18 protein-coding genes are annotated in these 17,723 nt (G+C 66.7%); 10 read left to right on the plus strand and 8 right to left on the minus strand.

Going from position 1 to position 17,723, the window contains the following annotated elements:
* Positions 1 to 46: 46 nt before the first annotated feature.
* Together paaY and H7F35_RS18910 are read left to right on the plus strand one after the other, a co-directional pair.
* A complete protein-coding gene (gene paaY / locus H7F35_RS18905) occupies positions 47 to 649 on the plus strand; it encodes a phenylacetic acid degradation protein PaaY (RefSeq protein ID WP_187108137.1) in 603 nt (200 codons plus the stop codon).
* 69 nt (positions 650 to 718) lie between these two features.
* Positions 719 to 1,372, plus strand: a complete 654-nt coding sequence (locus H7F35_RS18910) for a TetR/AcrR family transcriptional regulator (protein ID WP_187108138.1) — start codon at positions 719 to 721, stop codon at positions 1,370 to 1,372.
* Here the strand turns inward: H7F35_RS18910 and H7F35_RS18915 are convergent.
* Complete coding sequence (locus H7F35_RS18915) at positions 1,345 to 2,157, minus strand: SDR family NAD(P)-dependent oxidoreductase (protein WP_187108139.1); 813 nt, start codon at positions 2,155 to 2,157, stop codon at positions 1,345 to 1,347. The genes H7F35_RS18910 and H7F35_RS18915 overlap by 28 nt on opposite strands.
* Before the next feature lie 129 nt (positions 2,158 to 2,286).
* Between H7F35_RS18915 and H7F35_RS18920 the strand changes: the two genes are divergently transcribed.
* Positions 2,287 to 2,871 (plus strand): TetR/AcrR family transcriptional regulator, encoded by a 585-nt coding sequence (locus tag H7F35_RS18920; protein ID WP_187108140.1) that lies wholly within the window; start codon positions 2,287 to 2,289, stop codon positions 2,869 to 2,871.
* A 7-nt stretch (positions 2,872 to 2,878) separates the two neighbouring features.
* Here the strand turns inward: H7F35_RS18920 and H7F35_RS18925 are convergent, their stop codons facing one another.
* The 4 genes from H7F35_RS18925 to H7F35_RS18940 are packed head-to-tail and all read right to left on the minus strand — an operon-like array spanning position 2,879 to position 6,912.
* Positions 2,879 to 3,916, minus strand: a complete 1,038-nt coding sequence (locus H7F35_RS18925; protein WP_187108141.1) for a VWA domain-containing protein — start codon at positions 3,914 to 3,916, stop codon at positions 2,879 to 2,881.
* Complete coding sequence (locus H7F35_RS18930) at positions 3,913 to 4,902, minus strand: DUF58 domain-containing protein (RefSeq protein ID WP_187108142.1); 990 nt, start codon at positions 4,900 to 4,902, stop codon at positions 3,913 to 3,915. Before H7F35_RS18930 ends, H7F35_RS18925 begins: the two co-directional genes overlap by 4 nt.
* Positions 4,883 to 5,896, minus strand: a complete 1,014-nt coding sequence (locus H7F35_RS18935; protein WP_187108143.1) for an AAA family ATPase — start codon at positions 5,894 to 5,896, stop codon at positions 4,883 to 4,885. Before H7F35_RS18935 ends, H7F35_RS18930 begins: the two co-directional genes overlap by 20 nt.
* Before the next feature lie 20 nt (positions 5,897 to 5,916).
* Positions 5,917 to 6,912 carry a S1C family serine protease gene (locus tag H7F35_RS18940; RefSeq protein ID WP_187108144.1) on the minus strand — a complete coding sequence of 332 codons (996 nt, stop codon included), beginning with the start codon at positions 6,910 to 6,912 and terminating at the stop codon, positions 5,917 to 5,919.
* An 88-nt stretch (positions 6,913 to 7,000) separates the two neighbouring features.
* Between H7F35_RS18940 and H7F35_RS18945 the strand changes: the two genes are divergently transcribed.
* From H7F35_RS18945 to H7F35_RS18975, 7 genes are all read left to right on the plus strand, one after another.
* Positions 7,001 to 7,861, plus strand: coding sequence for a TatD family hydrolase (locus H7F35_RS18945; protein WP_187108145.1), 861 nt, complete (start codon positions 7,001 to 7,003; stop codon positions 7,859 to 7,861).
* A 134-nt stretch (positions 7,862 to 7,995) separates the two neighbouring features.
* Positions 7,996 to 8,409, plus strand: coding sequence for a hypothetical protein (locus H7F35_RS18950; protein ID WP_187108146.1), 414 nt, complete (start codon positions 7,996 to 7,998; stop codon positions 8,407 to 8,409).
* Positions 8,410 to 8,498: 89 nt separating this feature from the next.
* Positions 8,499 to 9,026, plus strand: a complete 528-nt coding sequence (locus H7F35_RS18955) for a DNA-deoxyinosine glycosylase (RefSeq protein ID WP_187108147.1) — start codon at positions 8,499 to 8,501, stop codon at positions 9,024 to 9,026.
* The gene (locus tag H7F35_RS18960) at positions 9,026 to 9,811 is read left to right on the plus strand and encodes a spermidine synthase (protein ID WP_187108148.1); all 786 of its coding nucleotides are present in this window, start codon (positions 9,026 to 9,028) and stop codon (positions 9,809 to 9,811) included. Before H7F35_RS18955 ends, H7F35_RS18960 begins: the two co-directional genes overlap by 1 nt.
* Positions 9,808 to 11,604 (plus strand): GspE/PulE family protein, encoded by a 1,797-nt coding sequence (locus H7F35_RS18965; protein ID WP_187108149.1) that lies wholly within the window; start codon positions 9,808 to 9,810, stop codon positions 11,602 to 11,604. The genes H7F35_RS18960 and H7F35_RS18965 overlap by 4 nt, the downstream gene beginning before the upstream one ends.
* 133 nt (positions 11,605 to 11,737) lie before the next feature.
* Complete coding sequence (locus H7F35_RS18970; protein WP_187108150.1) at positions 11,738 to 12,226, plus strand: tripartite tricarboxylate transporter TctB family protein; 489 nt, start codon at positions 11,738 to 11,740, stop codon at positions 12,224 to 12,226.
* 19 nt (positions 12,227 to 12,245) lie between these two features.
* The gene (locus H7F35_RS18975) at positions 12,246 to 13,757 is read left to right on the plus strand and encodes a tripartite tricarboxylate transporter permease (RefSeq protein ID WP_187108151.1); all 1,512 of its coding nucleotides are present in this window, start codon (positions 12,246 to 12,248) and stop codon (positions 13,755 to 13,757) included.
* Between the two features lie 67 nt (positions 13,758 to 13,824).
* Here the strand turns inward: H7F35_RS18975 and H7F35_RS18980 are convergent, their stop codons facing one another.
* Genes H7F35_RS18980 through H7F35_RS18990 form a run of 3 tightly spaced genes read right to left on the minus strand, consistent with a single transcriptional unit; the run spans position 13,825 to position 17,656 of the window.
* On the minus strand, positions 13,825 to 14,817 hold the full coding sequence (locus H7F35_RS18980) for a Bug family tripartite tricarboxylate transporter substrate binding protein (protein ID WP_187108152.1): 993 nt from the start codon (positions 14,815 to 14,817) through the stop codon (positions 13,825 to 13,827).
* Positions 14,818 to 14,871: 54 nt separating this feature from the next.
* The gene (locus H7F35_RS18985) at positions 14,872 to 16,068 is read right to left on the minus strand and encodes an acyl-CoA dehydrogenase family protein (protein ID WP_187108153.1); all 1,197 of its coding nucleotides are present in this window, start codon (positions 16,066 to 16,068) and stop codon (positions 14,872 to 14,874) included.
* Positions 16,069 to 16,084: 16 nt separating this feature from the next.
* Positions 16,085 to 17,656 (minus strand): AMP-binding protein, encoded by a 1,572-nt coding sequence (locus tag H7F35_RS18990; protein WP_187108154.1) that lies wholly within the window; start codon positions 17,654 to 17,656, stop codon positions 16,085 to 16,087.
* Positions 17,657 to 17,723 lie beyond the last annotated feature (67 nt).

The following is a 17,723-nucleotide window of genomic DNA, read 5'->3' on the forward strand; positions in this document are numbered from 1 at the left end:
TTGATTCAGGGCAAACCCTGAGCCCCACGAAAAGGAGACTGACCGAATGCCCAGCTATTCCATCGACGGCGTGATCCCGGTCGTTCACCCGAGCGCGTACGTGCACCCCACGGCCGTGCTGATCGGCGACGTGATCGTCGGCCCCCACTGCTATGTGGGCCCCTGCGCCAGCCTGCGCGGCGACTTCGGCCGCATCGTGCTGCAGGAGGGCTCGAACGTGCAGGACCACTGCTGCGTGCACGGCTTTCCCGACAACGACACGGTGATCGAGGTCAACGGCCACATCGGCCACGGCGCGATATTGCACAGCTGCATCGTGCGGCGGGATGCGCTGGTGGGCATGAATGCGGTGGTGATGGACGAGGCCGAGATCGGCGAACAGGCCATCGTTGCGGCCTGCGCCTTCGTGCCGGCTGGCATGAAGGTGCCGGCGCGCTCGCTGGTGGCCGGCATTCCGGCGAAGGTGAAGCGCGAGCTGAGCGAGGACGAGATCGCCTGGAAGCTCGAAGGCACCCACACCTACCAGGCGCTGACGGTGCGCAGCCTCGCGAGCCTGCATGAAGTGGCGCCGCTCGCCGAGGTGGAACAAGACCGGCCGCGCTTGCCGGCGACCGACGTGCGTTCGCTCATTGCCACGCGGCGCGGCTAGCTGGCGCCCGATCCGCTTCGTGCAAGATCGCGCGTTGCCCTCAACCGCTCACTCCAGGAACCAGACCCGATGCCGCGTGGAAGATCCGCCACCTACGACGACCAGCGTGAACTGATCCTTGCGCAGGCGGCCCAGCTGTTCGCGCGCCGGGGCTATCCCGCCACGTCCATGAACCAGGTGGCCGAGGCCTGCAATCTCTCGAAGGCCACGCTCTATCACTACTACAAGGACAAGAGCAGCCTGCTGATCAGCATTGCCGAGACGCACGTGTCGAAGCTGGCCGCGCTGGTGGCCGAGGAAGAGGCATCGACCCACACCGACGAACAGCGCTTGCGCCGCTTCATCTACCGCATCGTCGAGGAATACGCCGGCGCGCAGGACGCGCACCGCGTGCTGACCGACGACGTGCGCTTCCTGGAAGAGGCCGACCGCGAGCGTGTGCTCGACAAGGAGCGCGAGGTGGTCGCGGGCTTTGCGCGTGCGGTCTCCGCGCTGAGGCCGGGCGCGCCGAGCGATGACCTCGCCAAGCCGCTGACCATGCTGTTGTTCGGCATGATCAACTGGATGTTCACCTGGATGAAGCCCGGCGGAACACTCGACCACGCGGCGATTGCGCCGATCGTGGCCGATCTGTTCCTGGGTGGCATCGGGGCGGTCAAGTCGCCGGACTACGCGGCGATCGCGGCCAAGGCCGTTCAGGCAGCCAAGGCCGCCACGGAATAGCGCGCCGCCGGCTTGCCGTTCTGCGAGGCGGTGAACAGCTTGGCGCTCGCGTCGGTGAAGTTGGCGAGCAGGGCGGCGTCGTTCACCGACGGCAGGGTGATCGCTTCGCCCAGGTCGAGCCCGGCCAGCGCGGCGTCCACGCAATCTTCGGCGGCCATGATGGTGCCCTCGGCCAGTGCCGACATCGGCACGCCCGACAGCTCCCAGATGTCGGTGGCCGTGGCGGCCGGCAACACCAGTTGCACCTTCACGCCGGTGCCCGTCACTTCGTCCTGCAGCCCGCGCGTGAAGGCCACCACGAAGGCCTTGGTGCCGCTGTAGATGCTGCTGATCGGCAGCGTGTGAAAGCCCAGCACCGAACCGATGTTGACCAGCGTGCCGCGGTTGCGCGCCTTGAAAGCCGGCAGCACCGCATGGCTCAGGCGGGCGAGGGCGAGGATGTTCACGTCGAGCATCTGTTGCATCTGTTCGGTGGTGGTCTGCGCGACGGGCGCCAGCGTCGAGGTGCCGGCGTTGTTGACCAGCAGCGTGATCGCGGGGTCGGCGGCAACGACGGCGGCCACGCGTTCGAGGTCGTCGGCAGCGCCCAGGTCGGCCACCAGCGTTTGCACCTTCACGCCGTATTCGGCGCGCAGGGCCTTCGCCACTTCTTCCAGCCGGTCGCCGCGTCGCGCGACCAGCAGCAGGTCGTGGCCGCGACGGGCCAGGCGGTCCGCGTAAATCTTGCCGAGACCGGCCGAAGCGCCTGTGACGACGGCGGTACCGAGGGTTGCTTGTTCGCTCATTTCGAATCCATTCAAAGGTGGTTTGATTCAAAGCATGATGACTATCATGTTTGAGGTGGCGAAGCATGATGGGTATCATGCTTAACGTCAAACGAGGTCTTGAAGTACCCCGGAACAGGAAGAGGTCACATGCGATACCCCCCAGCAGAAACCGCCGAAAAGCACCAGAAGATCCTGGACGAAGCCTCGCGCCTGTTCAAGGAGCGCGGCTTCGATGGCGTCAGCGTGAGCGAGATCATGAAAGCCACCGGCCTCACGCACGGGCCCTTCTACAACCACTTCGCCTCGAAGGAGGCGCTGATGGCCGAGTGCATCGACCACGCCTCGGCCGCCGCGCTGGCCCAGATCGACAGCGTGGCCGAAACGCCCGATGGCCTGCTGGCCTACATGCGCGCCTACCTGAGTGCCGACCACCGCGACGACCGCGGCCAGGGCTGCCTGATGGCGGCATTTGCGGAGCAGACGGGGCGCGAACAGGGTTTGAGCGCGTCGCTGACGGCGCACCTCAAGGCCACCATCGAGCGCTTCACCAAACACTTTCCGTGGCGCACGAAGAAGGCGGCACGCTCCGACGCGATCCTGATGCTCGCCGCCATGCTGGGCGGCGTGGTGATTGCCCGTGCCGTGAATGACAAGGCCCTGTCGGACGAAGTGCTGGAGGAGGTCCGGACAGGGCTCGAGCGCCTGGCGTCGAAGTCCGCCACGGGCGCTTGAAAGAGGCCTAAAGAATCCGGTTGAACCAGAGCAGCGACAGCCCCGCCGACAGCAGCGTGAGCACCGCCGCGCCGAGAGCGAACAGCGCCGAGATTTCGGTTTCCTTTTTCTCCACGGTGAGCCTGGTGCTCAGCGTTTCGTAGACCTTCTTCAGGTCGTTCGCGGTGCCGGCGTAGAAGTAGTCGGCCTGCGTTTTCTGGGCGATGGCCTTGAGCGTGTCTTCGTCCAGCCGCACGCGCATCGACCAACCCTCGAAGCCGATGGTTTCGCCATCGACCGTGCCCACGCCCACCGTGTAGATGCGCACGCCACGGTCGGCCGCTGCCTTGGCGGCATCGAGCGGATCGACGCCGGTGGTGCGCTGGCCGTCGGTCAGCATGATGATTGCGGCCGATGTGTACGAGCCGGGCGCGACGGGCGTGAATTCCTTGAGCTTTTTCTCCGTCTGGTCGAGCGGCACGCCGCGCTGGCGGCTTGGCGCGCTGAACTGCTCGACATCGATGCCGGCATCGGGGAACAGCGTGGCGAGCGACACCACGATGGCGTTGCCCGTGGCCGTGGCGCGCTGCAACTGGAAGCTGTCGATGGCCGTCACGAGGTCGTCGTGGTTGGTGGTGGGCAACTGCGCCACCTGTGCGCTGCCCGCGAAAGCGACGATGCCCACCTTCACGCTGCGCGGCAGGTCCTTGATGAAGCTCTTGGCCGCTTCCTGCGCCGCCACCAGCCGGTTGGGCAGCACATCGGCCGCGCGCATGCTGCCCGACACGTCCATCGCCAGGATGATGGTCTGCTGGTTCGACGGCAGCACCACCACCGCCATCGGCCGCGCGGCGGCCACCAGCATCGCGGCCATGGCCAGCAGGAACAGCAGGGGTGGGATGTGGCGCCGGATGCTCTGTCCGGTGCCGATGGCTTCGCGCACGATCGACAGGCTGGCATAGCGCACCGCCAGCTTCTTCTTGCGCCGGATCAGCCACAGGTACAGCAGGATCAGCAGCGGCAACGCAGCCAGCAGCCAGAGGAATTGAGGCCAGAGAAAGTTCATGCTGCCACCGCCTTCAGGCCAGCCAGGCCGATGCGCGTGCGGCGCTTACGCATATCGGCGAAACGAACGATGGCTTCCACCAGATCGTCGTTGGTCGAGAGTTCGAGCGCATCGACGCCGGCCTTGGCGAGCGCCGCGCGCAGGGCGGTTTCGCGCTCGGCTGCCAGGCGTGCGAAGCGTTTGCGAAAGCCGGCATCGTGGGTGTCGACCCAGAGCTGTTCGCCGGTCTCGGCATCGCGCAGCGGCACCAGGCCGAGGTCGGGCAGTTCCAGTTCGAGCGGGTCGAACAGGCGCACCGCGATCACTTCATGGCGCTGCACCAACTGGCCCAGCGGGCGTTCCCAGCCTGGCTCGCTGAGGAAGTCGGACACCACGAACACGGTGGAGCGGCGCGGCATCAGCGTGGCGGCCGATTTCAGCAGTTCGTCGAGGCGGGTCATGCCTTTTTGCGTGGGCGCGGCCTCGGCCTTGTCGGCGCGGCGCTCCATCGCGTGCAGCAGGTGCAGCACGTGGCGGCGACCGCTGCGCGGCGGAATCACCGCTTCGAGGTCCTTGCCGTAGACCAGCGCGCCGACGCGGTTGCCGTGCCGCGTGAGCAGGCGCGCCAGCACGCCGACGAAGCCGGCGGAGATTTCGCGCTTGGCCTTCAGGCCAGAGCCGAAGTCGACCGAACGGCTCAGGTCGAGCACGAACCAGGCGGCCATCTCGCGGTCTTCGGTGAACACGCGCACGTGCGGCACCTGCAGCCGTGCGGTGACGTTCCAGTCGATGTGGCGCACGTCGTCGTGGTGCTGGTATTCGCGCAGGTCGGCCAGATCGAGGCCGACGCCGCGCATCAGCGTGCGGTAGTCGCCCTGCAGCAGGCCGTCGAGGCGGCGGATGACGGTCCATTCGAGCCGGCGCAACGCGCGCTCCGCCCCTCCGGCTTGTGCGGCGAGCCGTTCGTCGTTCGCGGCCTCGGGGGCCTTACGCCACCAGCTTTTCATGTTCGAGAGGTTTTGCAGGAGCGGGGACTGCACGCATGATCTTTTCCACCAGCCCGTCGGGCGTCAGGCCTTCGGACAGACCCTCGTACGACAGCGTCACGCGATGGCGCAGCACGTCGGGCACCAGCGCGATCATGTCCTCGGGCAGCGCGTAGCTGCGGCCGCGCAGCAGCGCCAGGGCGCGAGCGCCTTCGGTCAGGCTGATGCTGGCGCGCGGACTGGCGCCGAAGGTGATGAAGTGGCGCAGGTCCTTCAGCCCGTGCTTCTCGGGCGTGCGCGTGGCCGAGACGAGCTTGACGGCGTACTGGATCAGCGAAGGATCGACATACACGCGCCGCGCCTCGGCCTGCAGCGCCGCAAGCTGGTCGGTGGTGGCGACCGCACTGACCTCCACGGGCGGGCCGATCACGCGCTGGACGATCACGAACTCTTCCTCGTCGCTCGGGTAGTCGACCATCACCTTCATCATGAAGCGGTCGACCTGCGCCTCGGGCAGCGGGTAGGTGCCTTCGGTCTCGATCGGGTTCTGCGTGGCCATCACGAGGAAGGGGCGCGGCACCTTGTGCGTTTCGCCGGCAATGGTGACCTGCCGCTCCTGCATCACTTCGAGCAACGCGCTCTGCACCTTGGCCGGCGCGCGGTTGATTTCGTCGGCCAGCAGCAGGTTGGCGAACACCGGGCCCAGCGAGGTGCTGAACTCGCCGGTCTTCTGGTTGTAGATGCGCGTGCCCACCAGGTCGGCCGGCACCAGGTCGGGCGTGAACTGGATGCGCTTGAACTGGCCGCGCACGGTGTCGGCCAGGGTCTTGATGGTGAGCGTCTTGGCAAGGCCGGGCACGCCTTCGACCAGCAGGTGCCCGCCCGCGAGCATCGCGACCATCACGCGTTCGAGAAAGCGGTCCTGGCCCACGACCACACGCTTGACCTCGTAGAGGATCTGCTCCATCAGTTCGGCGGTGCCGGCGGGCGTGGGGGAGGCGGTCTCTGTGCTCATGCGAAGGGCTTTCGTTGAAATCAGAACGGCGGCGAACCAGCGGCGGAGGCGGCGTTCTCGATGGGTATCGCGAAGGCGATGCCGATGAAGGTGCGCTGCTGCGTCGGGTTGAGGATGGCGGTGACGATGCCGAGCACTTCGCCGTCCATGTTGATCAGCGGGCCGCCCGAATTGCCCGGGTTGGCGGCGGCATCGAACTGGATCAGGTTGCCCAGCTCCTGCTTGCCTTCGGGCGAGCGAAAGGAGCGGTTGAGGCCCGACACCACGCCGGCCGACACCGAAGGCCCGATGCCGAACGGAAAGCCCACCGCCGCCACCTGATCGCCGGGGCGCAGGTCGGCGGTGGAACGCATGGTGGCCGGGATCAGGTCGTCGGGCACCTTCTGGGCCTGCAGCACGGCGAGGTCGTTCTCGGGCTGCACGCCGGTGACGGTGGCAATGGCTTCCAGCCCGTCGAAGAAGGTGACCTTGATCTTGTCGGCGCCCGCGACCACGTGCAGGTTGGTGAGGATCACGCCCTTGTCGACGATCACCACGCCCGTGCCCACGCCGCGCTCGACTTCGCCAGGCGGCGAGTCGGCGTCCGGCGCCTTGCCTTTGGCGAGATTGCGACCGCGCTTTTGCAGTCGGGCCTCGGGGGTGTTCTTCTCTGTGCCATAGCTCACCACCCGCACCACCGAGGGCCGGATGATGTCGGCCGCCTTGGCGGCGGGCGAGGGCAGGGTGTTGGTTTGCAGCGTGCGCAGCACGGCCGCGTCGATGTCCTTTTGCGTGAGAGCCTTGCTTCCGGGGCGCGGCGCCCAGAGGGCGGCGCCGGTGACCAGCGCGGCGCATAGCACGATCAGCAGTGCGAAGCTGCGGCGGGCCGGTTGCCATCCCGCCCTTGAAGAAGGTGCGGCTTGCGCGCCATGGCCTACCGCGTCAGGCGACGCCGGGGCATCCGCCTGTTCGGCCGCTTGTTCTGCGGCCAGCGGCAGCGTGCGGGGCGAACGGCTGTAGAAAGCTGGCCTGCGCATCGGAGAACCTCCGGCAAAAAAATCGCGTGAAGGAGTTCACGGTAGCACGCTTTCCGCGCGTGCGCATCCCTTCGGGCATCATCGCGCGATGGCTGCATTTGTCGATACCCACTGCCACCTGGATGCGCCCGAATTCGGTGCGGAGATGCCGGTGATCCGCGCCCGTGCCGCCGAGCGGGGCGTGGCCATGTGCGTGATTCCGGCCGTGGCCGTCTTCAACTTCGCCACCGTGCGCGAGCTGGCCCACGCGCAGGGCGACGCCTACGCGCTGGGCATCCACCCGCTGTGCACCGGCGAGGCGAAGGACGCCGACCTGGATGCGCTCGATGCCGAGCTGACCGCGCGACGTGACGACCCCCGGCTGGTGGCGGTCGGCGAGATCGGGCTCGACTATTTCGTCGAAGGCCTAGACGGCGACAAGCAGGAGCGTTTCTTTCACACTCAGTTGCAACTGGCACGCAAGCACGGGTTACCCATCCTCATCCACGTGCGGCGCTCGGTCGACAAGGTGCTCAAGCATTTACGGCAAACGGCGGGTGGGCAACCGTGGCGCGGCATCGCGCATGCCTTCAACGGCAGCGAGCAGCAGGCCCAGGCCTGCATCGCGCTTGGGCTCAGGCTGGGTTTTGGCGGTGCCGTGACCTTCGAGCGTGCGCTGCAGTTGCGGCGGCTGGCCGGCACGCTGCCGCTCGAATCGATCGTGATGGAGACCGATGCGCCCGACATCCAGCCGCATTGGCTCTATCGCACGCAAGAACAGCGAGCTGCCGGCGAGCCGCAGGGCCGCAACGAGCCCGGCGAGTTGCCGCGCATCGCCGAAGTGGTGGCCGGCCTGCGGGGCATCGGCATCGAGGAACTGGCCCGGGCCACCACGCGAAATGCGATCGAAACGCTCCCGAAGCTCGAAAGTCTCATGGCTTTGTCGGAACGTCCGCCGCAGGTCGCGTAGGTCAACGCCCCGTTCTGCGCCCGTGTGTGCAGATGCTGCAAATTTGCTGTCATCCTTGAGGTTCACAAGTTCGTTGCTAGTCGAGTGGCAAGCTCGTCACTCCAAAACTTCATCCAACATCCAGGAGCCTTTTCATGACCACGTCTTTCATTCGCACCGTGCCCGTTGTCCTCGCTCTGGCGCTCGCCTCCATCGGCGTGTCGGCCGTGGCACAGACCACCGCACCTGCCCCTGCCACGGCAGCGCCCGCCGCCGCCGAGCCCACCACCACCGAAAAGGTGAAGGAAGCCGGCAAGGACGCAGTCGACGCGACCAAGCGCACCACCAAGAAGGCTGTTGCCGCTACCGAGCGCGGCACCAAGAAGGCATGGAACGCCACCAAGCGCACCACCAAGAAGGCCACCACCGCCACCAAGCACGCTGCCACCAAGACCGGCGAAGCCGTTGAAAACGCCGGCCACAAGACGGCCGACGGCATGCGCAGCACCGGCAAGGCCATCGGCGAGAAGATCCCCGGCACGGCCGAGAACGAAGCCGCCAAGAAGTAAATTGGCGCCACAGGCTTCGGCCTGAACGAAAAACCCGCCGCGGCGGGTTTTTTCATGGGCGCTCGGCTGGCGGTGCCAAGATACCGCCCATGAATCCATCCGCCGCACCCGCCGCCGCGAGCCCGCTGCTCACGGGGCTCGCGCCCATCGTCTCGCCGGCCACCGTCGTGCTGATCCTCGGCAGCCTCCCCGGGGTCAAGTCGCTCGCGCAGCAGCAGTACTATGCACACCCCAAAAACCAGTTCTGGAAGATCTTGCAAGCCGTCTGGCCCGAAAACCCTCTCCCGTTGGGCGTAGACAGCTACAGCAAGCGCTGCGGCTGGCTGCTCGATCGCGGCCTGGGCGTGTGGGACGTGTACGGCGCCTGCGAGCGCGAGGGCAGTCTCGATTCGGCCATCCGCGCGCCGGTGGCGAACGACATCGCCGGCCTTCACCTGCCCCGGCTGGCCGCCATTGCGCACAACGGCGGCGAGAGCTCCAAGCACGCGCGCCACACGCGCACCCTGGGCGTGCCGGTCTACTCGCTGCCTTCCACCAGTCCCGCCAACGCGTCGTGGAGTTTCGAGCGCAAGCTCGCGGCCTGGCGCGAGGTCTTTGTCGCCCACCACCTTCTCTGATGGCATCGAGCAAAACACCCGTCCTCCTTCCCGAAGTCAATTTTTCCGATTGGGGCGACATCCGCTACCTGCACCTGGGCACCGAATGGGTCCAGGGCTCGATGAAGCTCGATGCGCCGTTCGAGATCGAACTCGAATACGTGCAGCGCATGATGGCCTGGCTGCTGTTCGTCGACGGCAAGACCGTGGCCAGCCGCCACGCGATGCAGCTCGGCCTGGGCGCGGCCACGCTCACCAAGTTCAGCCGCAAGACGCTGCGCATGCGCACCACCGCGGTCGAACTCAATCCGCAGGTGGTGGCCGCCTGCCGCGGCTGGTTCAAGCTGCCGGCCGACGATCCGAAGCTGCGCGTGGTCATCGCCGATGCGGCGCTGGAGATCCGCAAGCCCGAATGGCACGGCACGGTCGATGCGCTCCAGGTCGACCTGTACGACCATGAAGCCGCAGCACCGGTGCTCGACAGCGAAGACTTCTATGCCGACTGTCGCGCGCTGCTCACGGAAGACGGCTGCATGACGGTCAATCTCTTCGGCCGCTCGTCGAGCTACGAGCGCAGCCTCGAGAAGATCGCCACCGCCTTCGGCGCCGATGCCGTCTGGGCCTTCAAGCCGACGCGCGAAGGCAACACGGTGGTGCTGGCGCAGCGCACGCCCACTCGCCCGAAGCGCGAGGCGCTTGCCGAGCGCGCCCAAACGATCCAGACTCGCTGGGGCCTTCCCGCGCCCAAGTGGTTGCGGGTGTTCAAGCCCTTGAATCTTTCCATCACCCGACCTTCCGGCTCATGAGCGCTGTTCCTGCTGCTTCCGCCCCTGTTCCCCTGGCCGCCCGCCACGAAGGCCCGCTCGACCTGCGCCGCCTGATCGAATGGCTGGCCACCGACGGTGTCATTTCTCCGGTCGAGGCCAAGCGCACCATCGCGCGCTGCGCGCAGGCCGAAAGCCGGCAGGCGCCGCTGGTGCGCCTGGCCAACGTGGCCATGACCCGCGAGAGCGACAACAAGCCGCTCGACCTGGAAATGCTCACGCAATGGCTGGCGGGCCGGGCCGGCCTGACCTACCTGCGCATCGACCCGCTCAAGGTCGACGTGGGCAAGGTGGCCGACACCATGAGCGCCGCCTATGCCGAGCGCCACAAGGTGCTGCCGGTGCAGGTGCTGCCGAACGAAGTGGTGGTGGCCACGGCCGAGCCATTCCTCACCGACTGGATCTCCGAGGTCGAGCGCCAGTCCAAGCGCACGGTGCGGCGCGTGGTGGCCAACCCATCGGACATCCAGCGCTACACGGCCGAGTTCTTCGCGCTCGCGAAGTCGGTGCGCGCCGCGCAGAAGGCCGGCGGCAACACCGGTGGCGCGAGCTTCGAGCAACTGGTGGAACTGGGCAAGAGCAACAAGCAGCTCGACGCCAACGACCAGAGCGTGGTGCAGGTGGTCGACTGGCTGTGGCAGTACGCCTTCGACCAGCGCGCCAGCGACATTCACCTGGAGCCGCGCCGCGAGCAGGGCGTGATCCGCTTTCGCATCGACGGCATCCTGCATCCGGCCTACCAGATGCCCATGGGCGTGATGAACGCGATGGTCGCGCGCATCAAGCTGCTGGGCCGCATGGACGTGGTCGAAAAGCGCCGTCCGCTCGACGGCCGCATCAAGACCCGCAACATGCGCGGCGACGAAGTCGAAATGCGCCTGTCCACCTTGCCGACCGCCTTCGGCGAGAAGATGGTGATGCGGATCTTCGACCCCGACACCGCCGTGAAAGACCTCGACGCGCTGGGCTTCGCGCAGCACGACGCGCACCGCTGGGAACAGCTCGTCACGCGGCCCAACGGCATCATCCTGGTGACCGGGCCTACGGGATCGGGCAAGACCACCACGCTGTACTCCACGCTCAAGCGCGTGGCGACCGAAGAGGTCAACGTGAGCACGGTCGAAGACCCGATCGAAATGATCGAGCCCTCGTTCAACCAGACGCAGGTGCAGCCGCAGCTCGACTTCGGTTTCATCGAAGGCCTGCGCGCGCTGATGCGGCAGGACCCGGACATCATCATGGTCGGCGAAATCCGCGACCTGGCCACCGCCGAGATGGCGGTGCAGGCCGCGCTCACCGGCCACCTCGTGTTCAGCACGCTGCACACCAACGACGCACCCAGCGCCATCACGCGGATGATGGAACTGGGCGTGCCGTCGTACCTCATCACGGCCGTGATGCTGGGCGTGCTCGCGCAGCGGCTGGTGCGCACGCTGTGCCCGCATTGCAAGCAGCCTGACGACACGGTCACGCGCGAAAGCCTCGAGGCCATCGTCAAGCCCTGGCAGATCACCGGCTCGGTGCGCGCCTACAAGCCAGTGGGTTGCGTCGACTGCCGCATGACCGGCTACATGGGCCGCATGGGCCTGTACGAACTGCTGAGCGTGACCGAGCCCTTCAAGGACCAGGTCACCAAGGAGCCCAACCTGACCGGGTTGCGGCGCCAGGCGGTGATCGACGGCATGCGGCCGCTGCGTTTGGCTGGCGCGCTGCGCGTGGCCGAGGGCGTGACGACCATCGAAGAAGTCCTGAGCGCGACGCCTCCGCTCGAATAAGCTCTCACCCTCCGCGAAAGAGCAGATGTGGCCTTTCGGGTTATCCCTAGGTCTTTCGTTAGTGGAATCCACATCAGCCTGACCAGCACCTGACTCGACAATCCCGCATCGAAATTGTTCGAGGAGACTGTTCGTGAAGATCAAAAGTCAGAAAGACTTTTTCTCGGGTCTGATGTTCACCATCGTGGGCGTCGGATTCGCATGGGGTGCCACCACCTATAGCGTGGGCAGCGGTGCCCGCATGGGGCCGGGTTATTTTCCGTTGATGCTCGGCATCCTGATGGCCCTGATCGGCCTGGGGATCATGTTCACCGGGCTCACCGTTGAAACCACCGACGGCGAAAAAATCGGCAAGTGGGCCTGGAAACAGGTGGTGTTCATCCTGGGCGCCAACCTTGCCTTCGGCGTGCTGCTCGGCGGTCTGCCGAGCATCGGCGTGCCGGCCATGGGCATGATCATTGCCATCTACGCGCTGGTGATCATCGGCAGCCTGGCGGGCAACGAGTTCGATCTCAAGAAAGTACTGGTCCTTGCGACCGTGCTGGCCGTTGGCAGCTATGTCGCATTCATCTGGGCGCTGAAGCTCCAGATCCAGGTCTGGCCGACCTTCATCACCGGTTGAGAAGAAAGCTGCTCACATCATGGAATTGGTTGAACACCTCTCGATGGGTTTTGGCGTTGCCTTTACCTTCACCAACCTGCTGTACTGCCTGGTCGGCTGCATTCTTGGCACGCTGATCGGCGTGCTCCCGGGCATCGGCCCAGTCGCGACCATCGCGATGCTGCTGCCCGCCACGTACGCACTGCCGCCCGTGTCGGCGCTGATCATGCTGGCCGGTATTTACTACGGTGCCCAGTACGGCGGCTCCACGACGGCCATTCTGGTCAACTTGCCGGGCGAGTCTTCGTCGGTGGTGACCGTGATCGACGGCTACCAGATGGCGCGCAAGGGCCGTGCGGGTCCGGCACTCGCGGCAGCGGGCCTCGGCTCGTTCTTCGCGGGTTGCGTGGGTACGTTGATCCTGGCGGCCTTCGCACCGCCGCTGACCGAGCTGGCCTTCAAGTTCGGCCCGGCCGAGTACTTCTCGCTGATGATCCTGGGCCTGATCGGTGCCGTGGTGCTGGCTTCGGGCTCGCTGCTCAAGGCCATCGCGATGATCGTGCTGGGCCTGCTGCTGGGTCTGGTCGGCACCGACGTGAACTCGGGTGTCGCACGCTACAGCTTCGACATTCCTGAACTCACCGACGGCATCGGCTTCGTGGCCATCGCCATGGGCGTGTTCGGCTACGGCGAAATCATTGCCAACCTCTCGCGTCCCGACGACGAGCGCGAAGTGTTCACCGCCAAGGTCTCGGGCCTGTTCCCGACCAAGGAAGACTTCAAGCGCATGATCCCCGCCGTGCTGCGTGGCACGGCGCTGGGTTCGGCCCTGGGCATCCTGCCGGGCGGCGGCGCGCTGCTGGCGGCTTTCGCGGCCTACACCATCGAGAAGAAGACCAAGCTGAAGCCGGGCGAAGTGCCCTTCGGCAAGGGCAACATCCGCGGTGTGGCGGCTCCCGAGTCGGCCAACAACGCCGGTGCGCAAACCTCCTTCATCCCGTTGCTGACGCTGGGCATTCCGCCCAACGCGGTGATGGCGCTGATGGTGGGTGCCATGACGATCCACAACATCCAGCCGGGTCCGCAGGTGATGACCAGCAACCCCGAACTGTTCTGGGGCCTGATCGCTTCGATGTGGATCGGCAACGCGATGCTGATCATCCTGAACCTGCCGCTGATCGGCATGTGGATCAAGCTGCTGTCGGTGCCGTACAAGTACCTGTTCCCGGCGATCGTGCTGTTCTGTGCCATCGGCGTGTACTCGACCAACAACAACACCTTCGACGTGTGGATGGTCGGCATCTTCGGTCTGGTGGGCTACACCTTCTTCAAGCTGGGTTGCGAGCCTGCGCCGTTGCTGCTGGGCTTCATCCTCGGACCGATGATGGAAGAGAACCTGCGCCGCTCGCTGTTGCTGTCGCGTGGCGACTGGAGCGTGTTCGTGACGCGTCCGATCTCTGCCAGTCTGTTGGCCGCTGCGGCGCTGCTGCTGATCATCGTGCTGCTGCCGGCTGTGAAGTCGAAGCGCGAGGAAGCCTTCGTCGAAGAGTGATCGACAGCGCTTCCTGAAAACAAGAACGGCGCCCTCGGGCGCCGTTTTTCATGGGCCGCAGCCGGTGCTACATCGGTGCCAGCTGCGCCTTCTTCATCATGGCTTCGGTCAGCGCGATCTCTTGCGTGAAGCCCTTGGCGTAGTCCTGCGGACTCGACGGGCTGACGCCGCCGCCCGAGGCCTCGATCACCGTGCGAACGGCGGGTTGCCGGATGGCCTGCTCGAACGCCGCGTGGATCTTCGAGACGATCGCATCGGGCGTGCGCGCCGGCACCGAGATGCCGCCCCACGAGGTGAGCGACACACCGGGCACACCCGCTTCGGCGAGCGTCGGCACATCGGGCAGCGCGGCATTGCGCTGGCTGCCGGCAATGGCCAGTGCCTTGAGCCGGCCCGCCTGCACATGCGGAAAGGCCACGGCGAAGATCGGCATCGCAAAGAAGACCTGCTTGCCGAGCACCGCGTTGACCATTTCCGAGGCGCCCTTGTAGGGCACGTGCGTGGCCTGTACGCCGGCTGCACTGAGGAACAGTTCGACCCCCAGGTGCGAGGGCGTGCCCACGCCGCCGGAGGCGTAGTCCAGCTTGCCCGGGTTGGCACGCGCGCGCTCGACCAGGTCGTGCACGCTGTGGATGCCGGAAGAGGGATGGACGATCAGCAAAATGTCCGAGGTCGTCAGCCGCATGATGTGGCGGAAGTCCTTCACCGCGTCGTAGCCCGGGTTCGCGTACATGCGCATGTTGGCCGCCATCGGCGCAGCGGAATAGATCCACGTGTAGCCGTCGGCCGGCGCATGCGCAACCATCCGGGCGCCGATGTTGCCGCCGGCGCCGGCGCGGTTCTCGATCACGACGGGCTGTCCGAGCAGCGGGCTGACTGCTTCCGCCAGCGTGCGCGCGGTGATGTCGGGCCCTGTGCCCGCAAGGTAGGGCAGCACCCATTTGATGGGCCGGGTGGGCCAGTCGCTGTCGGCCGCCAGCGCGGGCCATGCGGCGGGCCACAGCGACGCGGCCAGCGCCTTGCACAGTTGACGCCGTGAAGCAGTGCAATGGAGGTTCATGGTTCTTGTCTCTCGATCTGGTTGTCGTTTGTGGAAGGCGGCCGGGCTTCGGCGTCAGGGCACCGGGTCGCCCAGCAGTTCGCGCGCGATGGTGTTGCGCTGGATCTCGCTGGTGCCGGTGAGAACCCGATACATGCGCAGCATGCGGAACAGGAACTCCACGCGGCGGCCCTGCACGATGCCTTCGCCGCCGTGGATCTGCACTGCCGAATCGGCGATGCGGAAGGCAGACTCGGAACAGAACAGCTTGGCCATCGAGGCCTCGGCGCGCGCTTCGCCGCCGGCATCGATCTGGCGCGCGGTCGCGATCATCAGTCCGCGCGCGGCGGCCAGTTCGGTCGCCATGTTGGCCAGCATGTGCTGGATGGCCTGGAACTGCGCGATGGCGCGGCCGAACTGCCGGCGGCCCTTCGCATAGGCGATGGCATCGTCCAGCGCCACGCGCGCCAGCCCCACCATGGCGGGGCAGTGCAGCAGCCGGTTCACAGTGATGCGTCCGAGCGCCAGCGCCAGGCCCCGGCCCGGCTCGCCGATCATGTTGCGCGCGGGAACGCGGCACGCTTCCAGCACGATGTCGCCCGTGTGCGACTGGCCGGCCATGGTCTTGTAGCCCGACTCCACGCGCGCGCCCGGCAGGCCCAGGTCGACGAAGAAGGCCGAGATTTCGCGCTGGGAGGGGTCTTCGGCGGTCGAGGCCATCACGAGCGCGAAGTCGGCGAACGGCGAGCCCGAGATGAATCGCTTGCGGCCGGTGAGCACGTAGTCGTCGCCCTGCCGCTCGGCCCGCGTCTGGACCGCGCCGGCGTCGGAGCCGGCTTCGGCTTCGGTCAATGCGAAGCAGATCGCCTTGTCTGCATTCGCCACCGGCGCGATGAATTGTTCGAGCTGCCAGGGCGTGGCCTGCCGCGCGAGCGCGCCCACCCGGGGTGGGCCGCTGAGTTCGCCGAACACATGCGGCGCGAGGGGCGAACCGCTGGCGTAGATGGCTTCCTTGATCAGCACGTGATCGAGCACCGACAGGCCCAGCCCGCCCATCGCCTTCGGCAGCGTGATGCCGTAGAAGCCGAGTTCGTTCGAGCGCCGCCAGACGCGCCGCAGTGTCTCGCGGTCGGGGCCGCGCTCGTGGTCGATGCCGTGCTCGGCGACGATGGCAGCCAGTTCGCCGTGAATGAAATCGCGGATGCGCCCGATCAGTTCTGCGGCCTGTGCCGAGCCTTCGAAGTGCGTGCCTGCAGCAAGTGCGTTGTTCATGCGTGTTCCTTCCTGTTCAATTGACGCGCCGTGCGCGGTCGGCCCAGTAGGGCGCCTGGATGAGCTTGCGCGCGACCTTGCCGTTCGGGTTCTTGGGCAGCGTGCTCACGAACTCGATCGTTCGCGGACGCTTGTAGCCGCCGAGCCGGCTGGCGCAGAAGGCATCGAGCGCGGCGCTGTCGGGCACCTCGCCGGGCTTGAGCACGATGTGCGCGGCCACGGCCTCGCCCCACTTGTCGTCGGGCACCGCGAACACGCAGGCATCGGCGACGGCCGCGTGCTGGTAGAGCACCGCCTCGACTTCCGACGGATAGACGTTGAAGCCGCCGGTGATCACCATGTCTTTCTTGCGATCGACGATGTAGATGAAGCCGTCGTCGTCGGCGCGCGCGAGGTCGCCCGTGTGATAGCTGCCGTTCTTCAGCACCTCGGCCGTGAGTTCGGGCGCGCGCCAGTAGCCCGCGAAGACGTCGGGGCCGCTGACCACGATCTCGCCGATCTCGCCGACAGCGACGGGCTGTCCTTCGTCGTCGACGATCTCGACGCGCGATTCCAGGAAGGGCCGTCCGCAGGAGGCCAGGCGCTCGGGCATGGCGGCACGTGCGAACAGATGGTCTTCGACCGAGAGCCCGCACACGCCGGAGGTGGTTTCGCCGGCGCCGTAGCCCTGCGAGAGGATCGGCCCGAAGACATCCATGGCCTGCAGGATACGCGCGGGTGCCATCGGCGCCGCGCCGTAGCCGAGCCGCTTCAGGTCGGGCAGCGGCAGGTACTGGCCCTTCAACTGCGCGAGCAGCATGTTGATCATGGTCGGCACCATGAAGGTGTGGGCCACGCGGTCGGCGCGCATCTCGGCGAGAAAGCGCTCGGGCTCGAAGCCGTCGAACAGCCGGATGGTCGCGCCGCTGCACAGCGCCGGCACGAGCTGCATGCCCGAGGCATGCGTGATCGGCCCGACCAGGCCCAGCAGTTCGCCGGGCCGCATGCCGTCGGGGCGCATGAGGAACTTGCGCAACTGCGCCAGGCGGTTGCCGAAGGTCTGCATCGCGGCCTTCAGCACGCCGCTCGACCCCGAGGTGTAGTGCAGCACGGCCAGCTCGTCGGACTGCACGCGCGCGGCGTCGAAGCTGTTGCTGGCGGCGGCCAGTGCGGCCTCGTAGCTGCGCGCGCTGCCGTCCGGCTGGTCGATCAGCAGCAATCGGGGCGGAGCGGTCTGCATCAGGGGCAGGAAGGCCTCGGCCCGCGCGGCCGTGGTCACGATCAGTTCGGCTTCGCTGTTGGCGATCATCCCGGCGACCTCGACCGGTGAAAGCCGTGCGTTGATCGGCGCCTTCACCAGCGCCGCCTTGTAGCAGGCCAGTTCAAGCTCGACCACCTCGATGCAGTTCGGCAGGCACACGCCGACCCGCGCGCCGCGTGCCAGGCCGTGCGCGAGCAGCGCGTTGGCAAGGCGGTTGGAACGCCTGTCGAGTTCTTCGTAGGTGATCGAGCGCGCCGGGCTCTTGATCGCAACCTGCCGGGCGAATGCGCGGGATGCGCGCGAGACAAGGGCGCCGACGTTGGCGACCTCGAAGGATGGGGAATTCAAAAGGCTATCTCCTGTGCGCCACTTCCATGTGCGAGTGGACTGGCGCGACTATCGCGGCGCAGGGCGC

The sequence above is a fragment of the Variovorax sp. PAMC26660 genome, assembly GCF_014302995.1.
Lineage (GTDB): Bacteria > Pseudomonadota > Gammaproteobacteria > Burkholderiales > Burkholderiaceae_C > Variovorax.